15 protein-coding genes are annotated in these 20,328 nt (G+C 70.3%); 10 read left to right on the top strand and 5 right to left on the bottom strand.

The genetic code is table 11. The annotated features are described in order from the left end of the window. On the top strand, positions 1 to 459 hold a 459-nt coding region (locus D6718_00610; GenBank protein RMG49013.1), incomplete at its 5' end, for an ABC transporter ATP-binding protein. Then, the gene (locus tag D6718_00605) at positions 456 to 2,537 is read left to right on the top strand and encodes a CPBP family intramembrane metalloprotease (protein ID RMG49012.1); all 2,082 of its coding nucleotides are present in this window, start codon (positions 456 to 458) and stop codon (positions 2,535 to 2,537) included. The genes D6718_00610 and D6718_00605, both read left to right, overlap by 4 nt. Here the strand turns inward: D6718_00605 and D6718_00600 are convergent. From D6718_00600 to D6718_00585, 4 genes are all read right to left on the bottom strand, one after another. Beyond that, complete coding sequence (locus D6718_00600) at positions 2,495 to 4,204, bottom strand: APC family permease (protein ID RMG49016.1); 1,710 nt, start codon at positions 4,202 to 4,204, stop codon at positions 2,495 to 2,497. The genes D6718_00605 and D6718_00600 overlap by 43 nt on opposite strands. A gap of 165 nt (positions 4,205 to 4,369) precedes the next feature. Next, the gene (locus D6718_00595) at positions 4,370 to 6,208 is read right to left on the bottom strand and encodes a DNA polymerase II (GenBank protein RMG49015.1); all 1,839 of its coding nucleotides are present in this window, start codon (positions 6,206 to 6,208) and stop codon (positions 4,370 to 4,372) included. A 150-nt stretch (positions 6,209 to 6,358) separates the two neighbouring features. Beyond that, positions 6,359 to 8,500, bottom strand: a complete 2,142-nt coding sequence (gene fadJ, locus D6718_00590; protein RMG49011.1) for a fatty acid oxidation complex subunit alpha FadJ — start codon at positions 8,498 to 8,500, stop codon at positions 6,359 to 6,361. A gap of 2 nt (positions 8,501 to 8,502) precedes the next feature. Then, entirely contained in the window at positions 8,503 to 9,789 is a 1,287-nt protein-coding gene (locus tag D6718_00585; protein ID RMG49010.1) for a thiolase family protein, read from the bottom strand. Positions 9,790 to 10,164: 375 nt separating this feature from the next. On the opposite strand from D6718_00585, the gene D6718_00580 reads away from it, so the two are divergent. The 3 genes from D6718_00580 to D6718_00570 all read left to right on the top strand — a co-directional run bounded on the left by D6718_00580 (position 10,165) and on the right by D6718_00570 (position 14,451). Further along, positions 10,165 to 11,886: a long-chain fatty acid--CoA ligase gene (locus D6718_00580; protein ID RMG49014.1), complete on the top strand. Its 1,722-nt coding sequence runs from the start codon at positions 10,165 to 10,167 to the stop codon at positions 11,884 to 11,886. Positions 11,887 to 12,029: 143 nt separating this feature from the next. Then, entirely contained in the window at positions 12,030 to 13,526 is a 1,497-nt protein-coding gene (locus D6718_00575; GenBank protein RMG49009.1) for a hypothetical protein, read from the top strand. After that, positions 13,501 to 14,451, top strand: coding sequence for a universal stress protein (locus tag D6718_00570; protein RMG49008.1), 951 nt, complete (start codon positions 13,501 to 13,503; stop codon positions 14,449 to 14,451). The genes D6718_00575 and D6718_00570 overlap by 26 nt, the downstream gene beginning before the upstream one ends. Here D6718_00570 and D6718_00565 read toward each other — a convergent pair. Further along, positions 14,396 to 15,937: an MBL fold metallo-hydrolase gene (locus D6718_00565; protein RMG49007.1), complete on the bottom strand. Its 1,542-nt coding sequence runs from the start codon at positions 15,935 to 15,937 to the stop codon at positions 14,396 to 14,398. The two genes, D6718_00570 and D6718_00565, sit on opposite strands and share 56 nt — an antisense overlap. Before the next feature lie 62 nt (positions 15,938 to 15,999). Here D6718_00565 and D6718_00560 point away from each other — a divergent pair, with 62 nt between their 5' ends. The 5 genes from D6718_00560 to paaJ all read left to right on the top strand — a co-directional run bounded on the left by D6718_00560 (position 16,000) and on the right by paaJ (position 19,733). Further along, entirely contained in the window at positions 16,000 to 17,094 is a 1,095-nt protein-coding gene (locus tag D6718_00560) for a prephenate dehydrogenase/arogenate dehydrogenase family protein (protein RMG49006.1), read from the top strand. A 101-nt stretch (positions 17,095 to 17,195) separates the two neighbouring features. Then, a complete protein-coding gene (locus tag D6718_00555) occupies positions 17,196 to 18,167 on the top strand; it encodes a 1,2-phenylacetyl-CoA epoxidase subunit A (protein ID RMG49005.1) in 972 nt (323 codons plus the stop codon). 9 nt (positions 18,168 to 18,176) lie between these two features. Next, entirely contained in the window at positions 18,177 to 18,500 is a 324-nt protein-coding gene (locus D6718_00550; protein RMG49004.1) for a 1,2-phenylacetyl-CoA epoxidase subunit B, read from the top strand. After that, positions 18,497 to 19,267, top strand: a complete 771-nt coding sequence (paaI, locus tag D6718_00545) for a phenylacetate-CoA oxygenase subunit PaaI (GenBank protein ID RMG49003.1) — start codon at positions 18,497 to 18,499, stop codon at positions 19,265 to 19,267. The genes D6718_00550 and paaI overlap by 4 nt, the downstream gene beginning before the upstream one ends. Before the next feature lie 28 nt (positions 19,268 to 19,295). Beyond that, positions 19,296 to 19,733, top strand: coding sequence for a phenylacetate-CoA oxygenase subunit PaaJ (gene paaJ, locus D6718_00540; GenBank protein RMG49002.1), 438 nt, complete (start codon positions 19,296 to 19,298; stop codon positions 19,731 to 19,733). Positions 19,734 to 20,328 lie beyond the last annotated feature (595 nt).

The raw sequence follows: 20,328 nt of genomic DNA, 5'->3' as shown, positions 1-20,328 counted from the left end.
TTCTTCGCCCTCGTCAACGGCTTCCCGCGCAGCCGGGTGCGGCAACGCGTCGAGTCGCTCATCGAGCGCTTCGGCCTGGGGGATTTCGCCGATGCGAGGCACTACACGCTCTCCAGCGGTATGAAACAGAAGGTCTCGATCGCCCGAACCGTCGCGCACGACCCGCCGCTGCTCATCTTCGACGAACCCACCGTCGGCCTCGACATCCTCAACGCCATGGAGATGCTCGATCTGATCACCGAGATGCGCGGCGAGGGCAAGACGATCCTCTTCAGCACGCACATCATGAGCGAGGCGGAGAAGCTCTGCGACCGGATCGCGATCATCCACCGGGGCCGCATCCTCGCCTGTGACACCCTCGAAGGACACCGCCGGACGACGGGAAAGCACTATCTCGAGGACATCTTCGTGCACTATGTCCGCCCCGAGGAGGCGGGCCGGAGGGCCGCGCGGACGTGAACCGCCTGCCGCGTGTTCCGGCCGACCCGGGGCGGGTCCTCCTCCTGTTCCGCCACGAAGCGAGATCCTTCCTGCGGGACCGGCGGACGATCTTCTTCGCGGTCGTGCTGCCGCTCATCCTGTTCCCGCTCGTTTTCTGGTTCACGCAGCTCAACGAAAGACGCCAGCGCGAGCGGGCGGAGCGGCAGGTCTGCCGCGTGGCGGTGGCGGGCCCCATGGCCGAGCTGGCGCGGAACCTCCTCGCGCTGGCCGCGGAGACGGAGGCGGGCGGTGGTGTGGAGCTGGTGGAGGCCGCCGATCCCGAGGAGGCCCTCCGAGGCGAGAGGATCGACGCCTATGTCGAGGCGCTTCGTCCCGGCGGGCCTCTCGAGGGCGGCGCGGGGAAGGATGCGGCGGCGGGACGGCCGGCACCGGAAGGCAAGAGCGTTCAGCCCGGGCGGGCCTTGTTCCGGATCCACTTCGTTGGAAACCGGCAGCGCAGCAACCTCGGCGCCCGCCGGGTGGAGCGAGCGCTCGAAGCCGGCAGGGACCGGTGGCGGGAGCGGCTCCTCCGTGACCGCGGCGTGGATCTCGATCTCGGGGAGCTGTTCCCCCTCGAAGCGCGCGACGTGGCGGGCGAGGGGCGGGCGGCCGGTTCGCTGCTCGGCCGGTTTCTCACCGCGATCTTCGTGTTCCTCGTTCTCAGCGGCGGGGCGGCGGTCGCCGTCGACTCTCTCGCCGGGGAAAAAGAGCGCGGAACGCTCGAAACGCTGCTGACCACCGCTGCCACCCGCCGCGAGATCGTCGGCGCCAAGCTCCTGCTGATCCTGGCCGCCGCTCTCACCGTCACGCTCATCAACCTCGGCAACCTCTTGGTCTACGTGAGCTTCGGCCTGCTTTCGCTGCCGGAGGGTCTCGTCGAGGCGCTCCCGCCCGGACGCGTCTTCCTGCTGGTGGTTCTGTTCGTGCCGACAGCGGCCCTGCTGTCGGCCCTCCTGCTCCTCGTATCCGGCCTCGCCCGCACCTACAAGGAGGCGCAGCTCTACCTCATGCCCCTCCAGCTCATCGCCGTCGCCCCACCGCTGGTGGCCGTTCTCCCCGAGATCCGGCTCCGCTCGGCGATCGTGATCGTCCCGCTGGCCAACGTCGGAGTGGCCGTCAAGGAGATCATGACCGGACGCGTGGACTGGCCGATGCTGGCGGTGACCGCGGCGGTCATGGGCGCATCGGCCTTCGTCGCGGCCCGGCTCGCCGCGAGGGCGCTTTCCAACGAACGGCTGATCAGCCCCACGGCCACCGACGAGGCCGACATCGGCGGCGGCCCTGCGCTCTTCGCGCGTCGCGTGCCGTCCTTCGTCGCGGTTCTCTGGGGGATCTTCCTGCTCGTGTCGCTCAACGTGTCCCCGGACACGGACGTGCGGCTGCAGCTCCTGCTGAACGTTGTCCTCCTGTTCGGCGGCGCCTCCTTGGCCGCGATCGCCCACTACCGCCTGCCGTGGCGCGAGATCCTCGGGCCCTCGCGGCCGGGCCTTTCCGTCTGGATCGCGGCGATCGCCGGCGCGCCCGCGGGCGTCGTGGTGATCGGCTCGCTGTTCCGCCTCGCCAGCCGCGTGCTTCCCGTTCCCGAGGCGATGCTCCGCGCCTTCCAGGAGGCCCTCCTCCCGGAGGGAGTGCCGCGCTGGCAGTTGATCCCGATGCTCGCCGTCCTGCCCGCCATCTTCGAAGAACTGCTGTTCCGCGGCGTTCTCCTGTGGGGGCTCCGGCGCCGGCTCTCGCCCGTGGCTGCGTGCCTCGCATCCGGGATCGTGTTCGGAGTGTTCCACACCTCGTTGTGGCGGATCTTCCCCACGGCCGTGCTCGGCACGCTGCTGGCCTGGGTGACGGTCGCGACCGGTTCGCTCTTTCCGGCCGTCCTCTGGCATGCCCTGCACAACGCCTCGGGGATTCTCGCCGCGGAACTCGGCGTCGATCCCGCCGAGCTGGGGCCGGCCGCCATCGGCGCCGCCGTCCTGGTTCTTGCCGGATCCCTGTGGGTGATCAGCGCCCCCGGGCGCGCTCAGATGATGAGCCGCACACCTCCCAGGTCGGAGAGACGATAGGGGAAGCGCGAGCCCGGCGAACCGATAAACATGAAGTTCGTCGGAATGTTCCACTCACGCGAGAGCTTCCGGATGATCTCCGGGCCGAACTCCCCGTGAACGACGACGAAGTCGATCTTGATGTCCGGATACGCTTCATCGAGGAAATCGAGATCGTCGGACAGCCGCGGCGGGATCTCGCTTTCGTCCTTGACGACGATCACGATCTTCAGCCGGTTGGTGTGCTCGTTCTCCTGCACGTAACGCATCACCATGTTGAGATTGGCGATATTGTCGCCGCGGGTGAAGAACACCACCTCCTGGCTGTTGATCTCGTCGATCTTCTCCCGGATCTTCTGGCTGAGGCGCTTCATGGTCCCGGCGATCGTGGCGCTGAGGCTTCTCACCAGGAAAAGGAGCAACCGCAGGATCGAGATGCGCTCGAGCATGATGACCACGATCAAGACCGTCGGCACGAAATACTCGAGGAACACCCACACGTAGGCCGGATTGAGCATCACGTTCCCGACGATGCCGGCGCCGACGGCGGCGATCGCGAGAAGCACGCCGGGCCAGGACGCACGGTGGTCACGGGGAAGCTGGGAACGCTTGACCTTCAGCAGGATGTTGCCGACGGCGAAGAGCGCCATGACCGAAAGGAACGAGATCGTGTAGACCCCTGCGAGCGTCCTCAGCTCACCGTGCGTGATGAAGAGGATCGAAACGCACAGCAGGAAGAAACCGATGATGATCCGGTGCGTCGTCCCCCGCCGATTCCTCTTCAGCAGGAACTGCGGCAGGCAACGGTCCAGCGTCATCCGGCCCACCAGGCCGTTGACCCCGACGAAGCTCGTGAGCACGGCGCCGCTCAGCACCAGGGCGGCGTCGACGGAAACGAGCCGGCCGAGCCAGGGTCCGCCGGCGATCGTGCCCATGTGCGCGAGCAGCGCCTCCTTGTGATCCGGGACGACCGACACCGGCACCAGCGCCAGGGCCAGCAGCGCCATCCCCGGATTGAAGATCGACACCGCGATCCACATGTTCCGGAGCGTCTTGGGAAAGACGCCCGGGGCCTGTTCCTCCACGAAGTTGGCCGAGGATTCGAAGCCCGAGATGCCGAGCATGGCGGCCGAAAAGCCGAAGAAGAGCGACTTCGCCAGCCCGTACTGGGTCGGGACCGCAAGGTTCGCCGTCAGAACGGAGGTCCCATGCTGGATCACGTAGGCCGCTCCGACGACACCGAGCGCGGTGAGCGTCGTCAGATGAAAGAGAAAGATGACGACCGCCACCGCTGCCGACTCCGTGATGCCGAGAATCGTCAGGCTCATGAAGGCCGCCAGCAACGCGACCGTGGCCGGTATGACCGGCAGAGCGTCCCACAGGGCGTGTGCGTAGTGCATCGCCTCGCTCGCCGAGATCACTGCCGTGGCCATGTAGGAGAGGATGGTCAGGCAGGCCGCGATCGAGGCCCGGAACTTGCTCGTGGTGTTGAGGAGGGCGTTGTAGGCCCCTCCGTTCAGCGGAAGGGCGCCGACGACCTCGGCATAGATCGACCGGAACAGGTAGAGCACGCCGGCCACGAGCAGGAGGGCCACCGGCGCCAGGTGCCCGGCGTAGAGGATCGCCAGCGCCGACACGTACAGCGTCGACGAGGTGATGTCGTTCCCGCAAATCGCGGTCGCCGACAGCTGACCGAGCTGCTTTTCCCGGTGCTCTCGCAATCCACGCCCTCCATCGCCGGGCGCGGGCGCCGGGGGGCCGCCGCGCGCCGGCGGGAGAGCCTCTGTTTTCGCCGATCGCGAGCGGCGAAGCAACCGGCCTTCCCGCACGACCACCAGGTCGCCCCCAGGGGATCAGAGGTCGCCCACGATCCCCTTTTCGAGGAACCGGTAGTCGTCGTCGAGGATCCGCTGCGCCAGGCGGTACCGCCTCCCGTCGTCGTTGTCGCGGATCCCGCGGAACCTTTCCGCGATCCGCCGCCGGGCACCCCGGAAGAACAGGTCGGCCAGCGCCAGCACCTCGTCACGAGGGGCGCCCTGGCGCAGCCGGTGCTGGGCGTACGACACGGTGGCGGCGATCGCGAACAGCTCGGTCCCGATCTCCACGAACCTCGCCAGGAGCATCTGCTCCCGTTCGAGGCGCGGCCCATGCGACATCATCGCGTGGAACAGCTTCCGCGCGAGCCGGCGGGAGGTTCGGACGACGTAGCGCGCGTGCCTGGCGAGGGGACCGTCGAGGTCGGCGGGGACACCGCCGAACGGCAGCCACTGCCGCGGGTACCAGCCGGCGTAGAACAGCGCCGAGCGGCCAGCGGCGGCGAGACGGGCGCTGGCGGGCAGGCGGCTGTTGAGGACCTTGCCGGCGATCTTGAGGTGAGGATCGAGCGCCTCGCGGGCGATGAACAGCCGCATGATCTCGCTCGAGCCCTCGAAGATCAGGTTGATCCGGTTGTCGCGCAGAATCCGCTCCATGGGCACCGGTTTCTCGCCGCGAGCCTCGAGGGACTGGGCTGTTTCGAAGCCCCTCCCCCCGCGGATCTGAAGCGTCTCGTCCGCGATTCTCCAGGCCGCCTCGGTGCACCACATCTTGCACATCGCCGCCTCGAGGCGGATGTCGGACGACTTCCGATCGACCAGCCCGGAGGTGAGGAACGTCATCGCCTCCATGGCGAACAGGGTGGAAGCCATACCCGCGATCTTGTCGGCGATCGCGCCGTGCTTGCCGATGGTCGCCCCCCACTGCTCCCGCTCGTTGGACCACTCCCGCGCGATGCCCAGGCATCGCTTGGCGAGCCCGACGCAGGCGGCGGGAAGGGTGAGCCGCCCGGTATTGAGGGTCGTCAGCGCGACCCGCATGCCCTTGCCCTCGCCGAGGACGATGTTCTCGCGCGGCACCTTCACGTTCTCGAACCTGATCACCGCGTTGTAGAGCGCCCGGAGCCCCATGAACCGGCAGCGGTGGGGGATGCTCACGCCCGGCGATTTCATGTCGACGACGAACGCGGTGACCTGGTCGCGCTCCTTGCCGCGGATGACCTTCGGGGGGGTCTTCGCCATGACGATGACGTAGTCCGCGCGGGTCCCATTGGTGCACCAGAGCTTCTCGCCGTTGATGACGAAGTGGCGGCCGTCCTCCGTCGGCGTGGCCGTCGTCTCCATGCGGGCGGGATCCGAGCCCACTTTCACCTCGGTCAGCGCAAAGCCCGAGATCGCGCCGCCGGCCACCTTCGGCAGGAACTTGCGCTTCTGCTCCTCGGAGCCGAAGAGCAGGAGCGGCTGGGGCACACCGATCGACTGGTGCGCGGAGAGGAGAGCGGTCACGTTGCCGCAGTAGCTCCCCAGGAGAACGGCGGCCCGCGAGTAGTTCGTCTGGGACAGGCCGAGCCCGCCGTACTCGCGCGGCACCTTGATCCCGAACGCCCCGATCGCGGCCAGCTCGTCGATCACCTCCTGCGGTATCTCGCCCGTCCGGTCGATCTCGTCCGGGTCGACCTTCGTCCGCAGCAGCTCCTCGAGGCGCGCGAGAAAAGCGTCCCCGGCGGCACGGTCCTCTTCACTCTGTCCGGGAAAGGGCACGACGAGAGGCCAGCGCACGCGTCCCATGAAGAGCGACCCGGCGAAGGTCGTGTACTCCCGCAGCTCCTCGCGCGCCTCCTCCGCCAGCTCCAGGGCTGCGGCCTTTCCGGCGCTCATCTTCGACGTGTCGAGCGTGTCGAGGTGGGAGTGCTCGTCCCGCGTTCCGCTGGTGGGGGGTGGCTCCGTCTTCGGTGTGCTCATCCTGTGTCCTCGAGCGGGCCCGCAGCGCCGCCTCCTGGTGATGCGGCCGCGGCCCGCGGTTCGCCGTCAGCTCGCGTAGAACCTCCCGCCGTCCTGGGCCATCCGGCGCAGGAGTTCGCACGGCGCGAACCGCTCCGGCTCGTCGCCGGCCCACCGCTCCAGGCGGCGCACGACCTCGGCCGCACCGAGCGCGTCCAGATAGCGCAGCGGTCCGCCCCGGAAGGGCGCGAACCCGGTGCCCATGACCATGCCGAGGTCGACGTCCTCCGGGGCCGCCACGATTCCCTCTTCGATGCAGCGCGCTGCCTCGTTGAGCATCAGGAGCACCATCCGCTCCTGCATCTCCGCCGTGGTCAGCCCCGCTCCGCGGCCCGTGGAGGCCAGCTCCGCGGCGGCCGGGTTCGGCCGCGGCCGTCCCTTGCCCTCGTAAACGTAGAATCCCTGACCCGCCTTGCGCCCGATCATGCCCGCCTCGATCATCCGGCCGAGCAGTTCGGGAACCGGCATGCGCTCCCCGAAGCAGCGGCCCACATGGTCCCCGACATGGCCGGCGACATCGATGCCGACTTCGTCCAGCAGGCGCAGCGGCCCCATCGGCATGCCGAAGTCCAGCATCGCCTCGTCGATCGCGGTGATGCTGGCACCGCCGGCGAACAGGTGTCCGGCCTCCAGCAAGTAGGGCATCAGAATCCGGTTGACCGCGAAGCCCGGGCTGTCGGTGACCACGATGGGCAGCTTTCCGATCGACTGGACGAACCGGAGGGCCCGGGCGGCGACTTCCGGCGACGTCTCCCGTCCCAGAACGATCTCCACGAGCTGCATCCGGTGGACGGGATTGAAGAAGTGCAGGCCGACGACGCGCTCGGGATGCTCGAGCCCTGACGCGATCTCGGTGATCGGCAGCGCCGACGTGTTGGTGGCCAGGATCGTGTCGGGCCTCGCGAGCTGCTCCAAGCGGGCGAAGATCCTGCGTTTCAGCTCGAGATCCTCCACTGCCGCCTCGATCACCAGGTCGACGCCGCGCAGGGGCACCTCCTTCGCGGTGGGGGTGATGCGATACAGGCCGTCCCGAGCGGTGATCCGGTCGAAGACGTGCCGCTTCACCGCCTGCTCGTACACGCGGGCGATGTTGCGCATCCCGCGGAGCAGCGCCCGGTCGTCGATATCGCGCAGAATGACGCGGTGCCCGCGGGCGCTCAGCCACTGGGCGATTCCCGAGCCCATCACGCCGGCCCCCACCACCGCCGTGGCGCCGACCCCGTGCGGGATCGCGTCGAGTCCGGTGTCGCCGCCGCCCGGCAGCGCGTCGGACGGGGCGAGGTGCTTGGCCCGCTCCTGGAGCAGGAAGAGGCTCATCTGGTTGCGGCATGCCTCCGTCCGCGCCAGTTCGAGGACGGCGGCGCGCTCCAGCTCCAGCGACCGCTCGACCGATCGGGCGACGCCGCGCGTCACGACATCGATCGCGGCCAGGGGCGCCGGGTAGTGACCTCTCGTCTTCCGGAGCACGGCGGCGCGGGCCTTGCGCCCGATCAGGCGCGCGGCGACGAAGTTGTTCGTCAGCGTGTAGCTCTTCCGCTTCGGCAGGGGCTTCGCCGCCCACCTCCGGGCGACGTCGAGCAGAAGCTCCTTCGGGGCGACTTCGTCCACGAGTCCGCGGCGCCGTGCCTGTTTGGCCGACAGGCGCTTGCCGCCAAGGATCATGTCGAGTGCCGCCGGGAGGCCGATCAGCCGTGGGAGTCGCGTCGATCCGCCCCATGCCGGGATGATCCCGAGCATCACCTCGGGCAAGCCGATCTTCGTCTTCGAGCTGTCGGAGGCGACGCGAACGTCGCAGGCGAGGGCCAGCTCGCACCCCCCACCCAGGCAGGCGCCGTGGATCGCCGCCACCGTCCTCGCCCGCAGCTGCGCGACCTTGGCGAAGACACGCTGGCCGCGCTCGACGATCGCGGCCAGCTCTTCCTCGGACCGCACGCGCTGCAGCTCGTGGACGTCGGCGCCGGCCACGAAGATGGCCGGCTTGGCGCTGCGGAACACCACGGCGCGAACCCCCGGGTCCGCCGCGATCCCGTCGAGGATTTCCTCGAGGCGGTTCAGGGTTCCGCTGTCGAAAACGTTGGCGCTCGAGCCGGGCCGGTCGAAGGTGACCACGCACACGCCCTGCTCGTCGCGCTCGAATCGCACCGCTTCACGCATCTCGTCGGTCGCCATGGTCACCGCTCCAGCCACAGGGCGGCGCCCTGCCCGCCGCCGACGCACAGGGTGGCCAGCGCGCGCCGCCCCCCGCGCCGCTGCAGCTCCTTGAGGGCGGTCAGGACCAGCCGGGCGCCGGAGGAACCGACCGGATGGCCCAGGGCGACCGCACCTCCGTTGACGTTGAGCTTCTCCTCGTCGATCGGGCCGAACGGCTCGTCCCGCCCCAGCTTCCGCGCGTACTCGGCCGACTCGAGCGCCTTGAGGACGGCCAGCACCTGGGCGGCGAACGCCTCGTTGATTTCGATCACGTCGGCATCGGCCGGGGTCAGACCGAGCCGGCGCTCCGCTTTCGCGATGGCGTGCACGGGACCCAGGCCCATCCGCTTCGGGTCGCATCCGGAATAGGCGTAACCGGTGAGGAACCCGAGAGGCTCATATCCGAGCTCGGCCGCCCGCCGCTCGCTCATCACGAGCAGGGCCACCGCTCCGTCGGTGATCTGGGACGAATTCCCGGCGGTGACGGTGCCGTAGCGCCGGTCGAACACCGGCTTCAGCTTGGCCAGCGCCTCGAGGGTCTGTCCTTCCCGCACGCCGTTGTCCCGGTCGACGACCTTGTCGAACTTCGGCGGCAGGTGGACCGGACAGATCTCCTCGGCCAGTTTCTTCCGCGCCGCTGCGGCCCGGAGATGCGAGCGCAGCGAGAAGCGGTCCTGCTCCTCCCGGCTGATCCGCCACTCGCGTGCCAGCACTTCCGCCGTCTGCCCCATGTTGAGCCCCGAAACGGGGTCGGTCAGGCCGAGCTGGAGCCCCACGAGGGGGGAAAAGTCGGAGGGGCGAAACGATAGGAGCGCCGACAACCGCTGCCCGAACGTCTTGGCGCGTTGGAGGCGGGTGAACTTCCTCACGGCGCTGGGCCGATACAGGAGCGGAATCTGGGACATGCTCTCGGTGCCGCCGACGACGAACACCTCGCCCGACCCCGAGACCATCCTTTCGTAGGCCTGGGTGATCGACTCCATCCCCGAGGCGCAATTGCGGTGCACGGTGACCGCCGGGACATGGCGCGGGATCCCCGCTTGGAGCGCCACCACGCGCGCGATGTTCGCCGCGTCGGCTGGCTGCCCCACGCAGCCGAGAATCACCTCGTCGATCGCGGCCGGGTCGAGGCCGGTGCGGGCGAGAAGGGCCGACACGGCGATCCGCCCGAGGTCGACCGCGGTCAGAGCGGCGAGGTCCGTGCCGAAACGGGTGAACGGGGTTCTCACCCCGTCGACGATCGCGAGCCTGCCGTTGTCCTTCGTCATGGCCACCTTTCTTGTCGGCCGGCACGGGGCCCGGCTTACGGGGTTTGTCGCAGAGCGTCAAAACCGGCCCGCGGCGCCGCCACCCCGGGTTGGCGCGTCGGCCGGGCCGTCAATCGGCGAACAGAATCGAACAAGCCATGCCGCTCACCGGGGCGGCCCCCGGCCGGCCCGTGCCGCTTTGCGGCATGGCGAAGATAGACCCTTTGCCGCGCTGCGGCAACCAGCGCCCTCGCCGGCCCCGGCGGCGCATCGTGCATAATCGCCCGCGCCGGCCGGCCCCGGCGGTCCGGCGGGAGGGAACCGTTGTCCAGCGGAGCCATCGAGACGCTGAACGACCTGCTGCGCGATGCCCTGGCCAACCGCCCGCGCCCGGACATGTTCCGGTTCAAGCGGGAGGGGAGGTGGCAAGAGGTCTCGAGCGCGGAGTTCGGCGAGCGGGTGCGCCGCGCGAGCCAGGGACTCGTCTCGCTCGGGGTCCAACCGGGCGACCGGGTGGCGATCCTCAGCGAAAACCGCCTCGAGTGGGCGATCGCCGACATGGCCGTCCTCGGTGCGGCCGCCGTGGACGTGCCGATCTACCCGACACTCCTGCCGGAACAGATCGCGTACATCCTTCGCGACTCGGGGCCCCGGGTCGCCTTTTGCTCGACCCGCGAGCAGGCGGAGAAGCTGCTGTCTGTCCGGGAGCGCGTTCCCTCCCTGGAACACATCGTCACCTTCGATCCGGTCGACCGCGCCGGGCTCCTCCCGCTGCCCAAGCTCGAACAGCTCGGTCAGGTGCGCATCGGGGAGCATCCCCAGGACTACGACGAGCGCGCCGGCCGGGTGGTCAGGGACGACCTCGCCACGATCATCTACACCAGCGGCACCACCGGCGACCCGAAGGGCGTGATGCTCACGCACGACAATCTCGTGCAGAACGTGCTCAACATCGGCCACGTGGTGGAGATCGGCCCTTCCGATTCCTGCCTGTCGTTCCTGCCGCTGTCCCACGTTTTCGAGCGCACCGTCGGCTACTACTTCATGGTCCATCGGGGCGTCCAGATCAACTATGCCGAGTCGATCGAGGCGGTCCCGCAGAACATGCTCGAAGTGCGGCCGACGGTGGTCGTGTCCGTGCCGCGCCTGTACGAGAAGATCTACGCACGCGTGATGTCGATGGCGGCGGCGGGGAGCCCGGCCAAACGCCGGATCTTCGCGTGGGCCAAGGAGGTCGGGCGGGAGGTCGTCGCCCGGAAGCTGTCCGGGAAGCCCCTGGGCCTCGGTCTGCGCATGCAGCACAAGCTCGCCGACGCGCTGGTCTTCGCCAAACTGAGGGCTCGCACCGGCGGGAGGATCCGCTTCTTCGCCTCCGGGGGTGCGCCGCTTTCCAAGGAGATCGCCGAGTTTTTCTATTCCGCCGGGCTGACCATCCTGGAGGGGTACGGCCTGACGGAAACCTCTCCCGTGATCAGCGTCAACACTCCGGAGCGCCTTCGTTTCGGCAGCGTCGGCCCCCCGATCCCCAATGTCGAGGTGCGCATTGCCGAGGACGGCGAGATCCTGACGCGAAGCCGCTCGGTGATGAAGGGGTACTACAACAAGCCCGAGGCGACGGCCGAGGTTCTGGTGGACGGCTGGTTCCACACCGGCGACATCGGCCGTCTCGACGAGGACGGCTTCCTGTACATCACCGACAGAAAGAAGGACATCATCGTGACGGCGGGCGGGAAGAACATCGCCCCCCAGCCCACCGAGAACCGGCTCAAGCTGAACAAGTACATCGCGGAGGCCGCGCTGATCGGCGACCGGCGGAAATATGTCGTCGCGCTGATCGTCCCCGATTTCGAGGAGCTCGAGAAGCTCGCCGCCGAGCTCGGTCTGGAGACGGGCGACCGCCGCCGACTGCTCGACGATCCGCGCATTCGAGAAGCTTTCCAGCGGGCCATCGACGAGGTGAACGTCCACCTGCCGCGCTACGAGCAGATCAAGAAGTTCGCGCTGCTCGACCGGCCCTTCTCCATCGAATCGGGTGAGCTCACGCCGACGCTGAAGGTCAAAAGGCGCGTCATCGAAGAGAAGTTCCGTGACGTGATCGACTCCCTCTACGGCGGCTGACAGCGGGGGAGCCGGTGGCGCGGCGAGCGGAACCGAGCCGTCACCGCAGCCGTCTCGGCGCGATCGCCGGAATCGCGGGTCTCGCCGGGCTCGCCGTCGTCTTCGTCTGGCTCTGCCGCGTACGCGCCGTGGAACCGCTCGGCATGGACCAAGGGCTGTTCGCCTGCTTCGGGCGCTGGGCGGGGGCGGAGGTCCTTCCCTACCGCGACATGTGGGACAGCAAGCCGCCTTTGGCCCTGTACACCTACCCGCTGGCGTTCGCGCTGTTCGGGCCGCACACGGGGGCCATCTGGCTTTTCGAGGCGCTCTGGCTCGCCGCGTCGATGGCGGCCGCCTTTCTGCTCGGGAGGGCCGCGGGCGGGCGGGGCCGCGGGACGCTCGCCGCCGCTTTCCTCCTCGCCCTGCTCTGGTCACCCGGGTGGGGCGGGTACTGGTCGCGCGCGCAGGCGGAGGAGTTCCTCGCCTTGCCGGTGATCGCCGCCGGGTGGGCCGCTCTCCGGACGTCCCGGAGAACCGGTGCCGCGTTCGCCTGCGGCCTCATGACCGGCGTCGCCGGGCTGTACAAGCTCCCCGCCCTGGCATTGCTCGCGGCCTGGCCGTGCGGCTGGGCGGTCGGGCGCCAGCCGCGGAGGTTCGCGGTTCTCGTCCTCCTGATGGTGGCGGGCGCCGCCGTACCGCTGGCTGCGGCCGCGGCGTGGTTTGCCGCCCACGGCGCGGCGGGCGAGCTCTGGCGCGCGGCGGTCGTCTACAACCGCCACTACGCGGCGGTGATCGGCGGAGGGTCGAGCTGGGCCGACCTCTTCCCCCGGTTCGCGCGGACGCTGTTCCGCGCCGCGCCGGTGGCTGCGCTCGCGGGTCCCTTCGGGGCGGCGCTCCTTCTGGTCCGCGATCCGGTGCGCGGCGTCTGGCTCGCGTCGTGGCAACTCCTCTCGGCGGCGGCGGTGCTCGGGCAGCGGCAGCTGGCGGGCTATCACTTCCTCCTCCTCGCTCCACCCCTTGCGCTCGGCGCTGCGCACGGGATCGCGGCGCTCGCCGAGGCCGTCCGGGGGGCGGAGGGCCGGCGGCGCTGGCTGGCCGGCGCCGGCCTGGCCGGCCTCGCCCTGCTGGGGATCTCCAGCGCCCGCGCCTGGGCCACGAGCTACGGGCTCGATGCGGAGGCCGCCGCCGGGAAACTGCCGCGGGTGTCCTACCTCCGCCGGCTGGAGAGCGGGCCGTTCTCCCCGGCGGACGAGGAGGCGGCCGCGGCCTACGTGGCCGCGCGCACGGCACCGGAGGACGGGATCCTCGTTTGGGGCCTGTCACCCGGTGTGTACTTCCTCTCCGGCCGGCATCCGGTCACGCGCTTCCCCTTCCACCATCTGTTGCTGACCGACGCGCCGCTCTCCCGCCGCTTCGGCTCGTATCGGGAGCGGCGGCGCGCCTTCCTGGAGCGGTTGCGGCGGGACCCGCCCGCCTACATCCTCGTGGGCACCGGCGACCGCAACGGTTTCGAACCGGAGGACTCCTGGCGTCAACTGCTCCGCTTTCCCGAGCTGCGCCGGATCGTCTTCCGGGACTACGTGGAGGAGAGGCGGATCGGGCGATTCCGCGTCTTCGCCAGAAAAAGGGACGTGGATGGCGGAGGGCCGGCAGATGAGTGATCCCGTCCGCCGGCTGGTCGTCGCGCTCGACGGGTCGGAAACCGCCGAGACCGCGCTGCCCGTCGCGCGTCACTTGATCGAGCTCCTGTCTCGCGATGCGCGCCCTCGGCTCGTCCTCGTGAGCGCACCCGAGCCGCCGGCGCCCGAGCCGCTGATGAGCGGCGATCTGGAAGCGGTCGTCCCCGGGCCCGTCGTGCTCGAGGCGGTCGGGGCGCTCAGGGAGCAGGCCCGCGCGACCGCAGCCGCCTACCTGGAACGGGTGGCCGAACGGTTCGAGGACACCGGCGCCGAGGTCGTTCTCGAGGTCGCCGAGGGCCCGCCCGCGGAGGTCATCCTCGACGTGGCCGGGGCGGAACGGGACACGCTCCTGGTCCTCGCCTCGCGCGGGGCCTCGGGGTCGCGGGGCGAGCGCCCGGGGAGCGTGGCCGACCGCGTGCTGCGGGCTGCCAAGGTGCCGGTGCTCCTGGTGCCCGCGGCGACCCCCTGCGCCGCCTGGTCGCTCCGGCGGGTGCTCGTCCCCCTCGACGGATCGCCGGAGGCGGAGGCCGCGGCGGCGGCGGCGGGCGAGCTCGCCCGCGCGGCCCGCGCGGAGATCGTGCTCGTCCACGTGGCGCCCGACTTCGGGGAGCTGGCGCGGGCGGGCGTGGAAGCGCTGCTCCGATTGGAACGGGACTACATGCGGTGGGCCGAGTCCTACCTGACGCGACTGCGCGAGCGGTTCGCCTCCGAGGGCCTCGCCTGCTCGACCGAGACGCTCGGCGGGGCGGTGGCGCCGGCCCTTCTTGAGCGCGCGGAAGCCGCGGGCGCCGACCTGATCGCGGTGTCGGCGCAGGGCCGCGGCCGCAGCGAGCTGTGGAGCGTCGGCCGCGTCACCGAGCGTCTGATGCGCCGGACGACCGTCCCCCTGCTCGTGGTGCGGGGTTGAGGGCGCCTTCCTCCAGGAAGCGGGCGAGGTCGAAGGTCTCGCCGAGCCCCGGCGTGTGCGCCGGGATCCCGTGGAGCCGCTCCAGACGGCGCGCGAACGCCGCCGCCGGCCCCGGCTCGCCGTGAACGACGAAGGCGAGGCGAGGCTTCACCGGCGCGCTCCGCACCCATCGCTCCAGCTCGTCGCGATCGGCGTGACCCGACAGGCCGTGGAGCTGAACCACCTTGGCGCGCACCGGAACCATCTCACCGTGGACCTTGATCTCGCGCTCACCCTCGACCAGTCGGCGGCCGCGCGTTCCTTCCGCCTGGTACCCGGCCAGGAGGATGAGATTCCGGGGATCGGGGGCGAGGCGGCGCAGGTGGTGCAGCACCCTCCCGCCGGTCAGCATGCCGCTGGCGGAAACGATCACGCGCGGTCCTTCGAGGCGGTTGAGCCGCTTCGATTCGGCGCGTGTCCGGTGGAAGGAGACGCGGTGCGGGAACAGCCTGAGGCGGCCGTCCTCGTAGACGTCGGGGTCGAGATTGGCCCGGTCGAGAAAACGGCTGTACACGCGGGTCGCATCGACCGCCATCGGGCTGTCGATGTGGATCGGAACATCGGGCAGGGCCCCGGCGCGCATCAGCCGCCGGAGGATCCATGTCACCTGCTGGGAGCGCCCCACGGCGAACGCCGGCACCAGCACGATCCCGCCGCGCCTCAGCGTCGCGCGCAGTGCGCCGCCGACTTGCTCGAGAAGCGACCTGGCCGTATGACGGCGGTCGCCGTAGGTCGATTCGATCACCAGGAGGTCACAACGCGGAAGCGGCCGCGGATCGACGTGCAGTGGAATGTCGAATCGGCCCACGTCGCCGCTGAACACGATTCTGACGTCCCGCCCCCGCCACCTCAGGCGAACCTCCACGAACGCCGAGCCGAGAATGTGGCCGGCGTTGTGAAGCATCGCCGACAGGTCTCCCGATCCATCGAGCGGCACCAGGCGGCGGAAAGGCGTTTCCCGGAGGAGGGCGAGCGCGCGCTTGGCGTCCCGGGTGCGGTAGAGCGGCAGGGCGGGGCGGTGCCGGCTGAAGCCTTTCTTGTTGGCGTAGCGCGCATCCTCCTCCTGCAGCTTCGCGGCGTCCAGAAGCATCAGCCGCGCGAGCTGCCGGGCGGCGCGCGTGCAGTGCACGGGGGCGGAAAGGCCGAGCTTCACCAGGCGGGGCAGATAACCGATGTGGTCGATGTGGGTATGCGTGAGGAGCACGTGATCGACAGCCGCCGGATCGAAAGCGGGGCCGGACCAGTTGAGAAGACGGAGGTCCTTGCGGCCCTGAAACAGGCCTGCGTCGATCAGGATGCGGCGCCCGGCGGCCTCGAGGAGGAACTTCGAGCCGGTCACGGTGCCGGCGGCGCCGTGAAACGAAATGCGCAGCGGTTCCGCCACGAAAGCCTCCGCGCCGGGATCGGCAAGCTCACTATAATGTGTGCCGCCCGTGGAGAGCGCCATGAACGCGACGCGGCACCAGCGCGATCCCGCACTTCGAGCCGGCAGCGGCGGACGTCCACCGCATGCCGCCGGACCGGCCGCGCGCCGCTGAGGCCCCGGTGCGCTTCCGCGAGACGGTCGGCCTTGTCGGTTTCGGGCGCTTCGGCCGGGCGCTCGCCGAGCTGTTTTCCCGCTCGGGCCGAGGCGTGCGCGCCTACGACCCGAAGGCGGCGGTGCCCGAGCCGTGGCGCACCGCGTCACCCGCGGAGCTCGCCGCGGCCGCCGACGTGTTGGTCCTCGCCGTCCCGGTCCCTGCGGTGAAGACGGCGCTCCGGCAGCTTCTGCCCGCGCTCGGTTCCGATCATCTCGTCATCGACGTCAGCAGCGTCAAGAAGCGGCCCATGGAAGCGATGCGCGAGCTGCTGGGCGAGCGGATCGCCTGGGCGGCGACCCATCCGCTGTTCGGGCCGTCGAGCCTCGCCCTCGGGGAGCGACCTCTGCGGGTCGTCGTCTGCCCGCGCCGGCCCGGGGACGAGGCGGCGCGGCGCGCCCGACGGCTGTACGAGTCCGCCGGCTGCGAGGTGGTCGAGCAGGATGCGGACGAGCACGACCGCCTGATGGCGCGCTCCCACGCGCTCGCCTTCTTCGTCGCCAAGGGTCTCCTCGACATCGGTGCCGGCGAGGGTCTTCCCTTCTCGCCTCCGTCCTTCCAGGCCATGGCCCGGACGATCGAGGCGGTGCGCAGCGACGCCAGCCATCTGTTCCTCGCCATCGAGAACGAGAATCCCTACGCCGCCGAGGCGCGGCAGGCGCTGCTCGACGCGATGTCCCGCGTGCACGCCCACCTCGAAACGGCCGGCGCCGCCGGCGGGGAGGAGGACGCCGCGCTGCACATCCCGGACCTTGGCGCGCAGGCGCCGGAGCTCCGCGAGACGCGGGAGCTGATCGACGAACTCGACCGCGAGCTCCTCTCCCTCCTCGCCCGGCGCGCGGAGCTGGCCCGCCGAGCGCGTTCGATCAAGGCGGAACACGGGCGGGGCGTCCGGGATCCGGTGCGCGAGCAGGAGCTGCTGGCCCGCCGCCGCGCTTGGGCCGGGGAACTCGGGCTTTCCCCCGAGGCGGTGGCCGACATCTTCGCCGCCGTGCTCCGGTTCTCCCGCGAGGTCCAGTCCGGCTGACGCGGGCGGCCGGGCCGCGCCCCCGCCGTTGAAATCGAGCCGGGGATCGGGTCAAATCGGCGGCAAGCCCGCCGCCCCGGCGGACGCCCGCGAGGAAGAGCATGAGCCCCGCCCCCACCACCCCGCACGACGAAAAGGACCTCGAGCGCAGCTTCCAGGCCAGGATCGACGCCGGCGAGAAGATCGAACCGAAGGACTGGATGCCCGAGCGCTACCGGCGGCAGTTGATCCGGATGATCTCGCAGCATGCGCACTCGGAGATCGTGGGCATGCTCCCCGAGGGGAACTGGATCACCCGCGCCCCCTCGCTGCGCCGGAAGCTCGCGCTGCTGGCGAAGGTCCAGGACGAGGCGGGTCACGGCCTGTACCTCTACAGCGCGGCCGAGACCCTCGGCGTGGACCGCGCCGAACTGATCGAGCAGCTCCTCGCGGGACGCGCCAAGTACTCGAACATCTTCAACTACCCGACGCTCACCTGGGCCGACGTGGGCGTGATCGGCTGGCTGGTCGACGGGGCGGCGATCATGAACCAGACGATGCTCGCGCGGGGTTCGTACGGACCGTACGCCCGGGCGATGATCCGGATCTGCAAGGAGGAGAACTTCCACAACAAGCAGGGCTACGAGATCGTCGCCACGCTCGCCCAGGGGACACCCGCGCAGCGGCGGATGGTGCAAGACGCCGTGGACCGCTGGTGGTGGCCCACGCTGATGATGTTCGGTCCCCCCGATCACGACTCGCCGAACAGCGCCGAACTGATGCGCTGGCGGGTCAAGACGGTGAGCAACGACGAGCTGCGGCAGCGGTTCGTCGACGTCACGGTCCCGCAAGCCCTCCGCCTCGGCCTCACGCTGCCCGACCCGGAGCTGCGGTTCAACGAGGAAACGGGGCACTGGGAAACGGGCCCGATCGACTGGGACGAGTTCTGGCGGGTGATTCGCGGCGACGGGCCGTACAACCGCGAGCGTCTCGCCGCCAGGCGCGCCGCGCACGAGGAGGGCCGCTGGGTGCGGGAGGCGGCCGAGGCCTACGCCGCGAAGCGGGGTCTCGCCCCGGCCGCGAGCGCGCCCTAAGGGACGGACATGCGGAAAGACGGCGAGGAAGGATCCGCGCAGGACACTCAGTGGACGCTCTTCGAAGTGTTCGTGCAGGAACGGACAGGCGAGCCGCATCAGCATGCGGGCAGCGTGAGGGCGCCTGACCCGGAGATGGCGCTCCAGAACGCCCGGGACGTCTACGCGCGGCGGGGGCCGGTGGCGAGCCTCTGGGTCGTACCGTCCGGAGCCATCGCCGCCACCAGTCCTTCCGACGCCGGACCGTTTTTCGACCCGGCCGAGGACAAAGTCTACCGTCATCCCCAGTTCTACCGGGTCCCCCGTGTGACCCGCCGGAAGGCTCCCAAGTGAGCGCGCGGGACACAGGGACGGCGGCGCTGGCCGCTTACCTCATCCGGCTCGGGGATGACCGGCTGGTCCTGGGACACCGGTTGTCGGAGTGGTGCGGCCACGGGCCGATCCTCGAGGAAGACATCGCGCTGACCAACATCGCGCTCGACCTGATCGGCCAGGCACAGGCCCTCCTGACGCTGGGTGGCGAAGCGGAAGGGAAGGGGCGCAGCGCCGATGATCTGGCCTATTTCCGGGACGAGATCGACTTCACCAACTGTCTCCTGGTCGAGCAGCCGAACGGCGACTTCGCCCAGACCATCGCGCGGCAGTTCTTCTTCGACGCGTTCGACCACCTCCTCGCGAGCGCCCTGGAGTCATCTTCCCACCGCCCGCTGGCCGGCGTCGCGGCCAAGGCGCGCCTGGAAGCCGCCTACCATCTCCGGCACAGCCGCGAATGGATGCTGCGGCTCGGCGGGGGAACGGAAGAGAGCCACCGGAGACTTCAGCGCGCCGTCGGCGAGCTGTGGCGTTTCACCGGCGAGCTGTTCGAATCGGACGACATCGACCGGGAGCTGCAGGCGGCCGGGATCGCGCCGGACCCGGCACCGATCCGGAAAGCGTGGGAGGAGACCGTCTCGGGCGTCCTGCGCGAAGCCGGCATCGATGTGCCGGCCGACGAGCCCATGCGATCGGGAGGACGGCGGGGCCGGCACACCGAGCATCTCGGCCACATGCTCGCCGAAATGCAGATCGTGGCGCGCTCCCACCCGGGCGCACGGTGGTGATCCGGTGGAGGACCGGCGCGGCCGCGTGATGGAGCTTCTTTCCGGTATCCCGGATCCCGAGATCCCCGTGCTCGACATCGTTGAGCTGGGGATCGTCCGCGCGGTTCGGCTGGGACCGGAAGGGGTCGAGGTCGACATCACGCCGACCTACTCCGGCTGCCCGGCGCTGGAACCGATTCGCGAGCAGATCGTGCGGGTGCTCGAGGCGGGCGGCTTCTCCCCCGTTCGGGTGAACACGGTGCACGCACCGGCGTGGACCACCGACGCGATCGGGCAGGAGGCGCGGGAGAAGCTCCGGCGGTACGGCATCGCGCCGCCGGAACAGGGTCGCGGGCCCGTTCCCTGCCCCTCCTGCGGCTCGTCGGAAACGGTGGTGCGATCCGAGTTCGGTTCGACACCGTGCAAGTCGCTGCTCGTCTGCCGCTCGTGCCAGGAGCCGTTCGAGCACTTCAAGTGCCATCGCTGACCCTCGCGACACGGCTCGATGCGCCGAATGGATCATTGACGGCACGTGCAGCAGGCCGGACAATAATTCCGGGTTCGCTCTTCCGGCCTTGAGACGCTTTCTCTGCCGGCGCCCGGGTGGACCCGACGGCGGGCGCGCGGCCTTCAGCCCGGCGGCCCGCCGGGAGCGCGCGTCATGCGCACCGCTCGCGGGGTTCGCCTTCCTTCGGCGCCTCGCCGCGCCGGGAAGGCGGATGCACGTCGATGGGGAAGGGCGAAGCGGACGTCCGTTCCCGGGGAGGAGCGGTTGCGGAGCGGGCGTCCGCCGTTCTCTTCGCTCCCCGGCGGCGGGACCTCACCACCCGGTCCTCGGCCCGGAGCGGCGATTCCAACCCTCGGGCCAGGCCACCTTCCGATCCGTCCCGCCGACCGCCCGCCGGCGTCTTCCCCGCGCGATCCGGCCCACCGGCGGATCGCTCGATCCCGAGGCGCGCACGCCGTACGAGCGATCCTGCCCCAGCGGAGGGCGCCGAGCGCGTCGCCCCCCGGGCGCGCTCGGCGCCCTTTCTAGGCCTCCGCCCTCCGGTGCCTCCGCACCGGAGGGCGGAGGCCTAGAA

The sequence above is a fragment of the Acidobacteriota bacterium genome (genome assembly GCA_003696075.1).
In the GTDB taxonomy this organism is placed as follows: domain Bacteria; phylum Acidobacteriota; class Polarisedimenticolia; order J045; family J045; genus J045.
The sequence above is the reverse complement of the archived record's forward strand: the minus strand, read 5'-3'. Positions and strand labels throughout refer to the sequence as shown.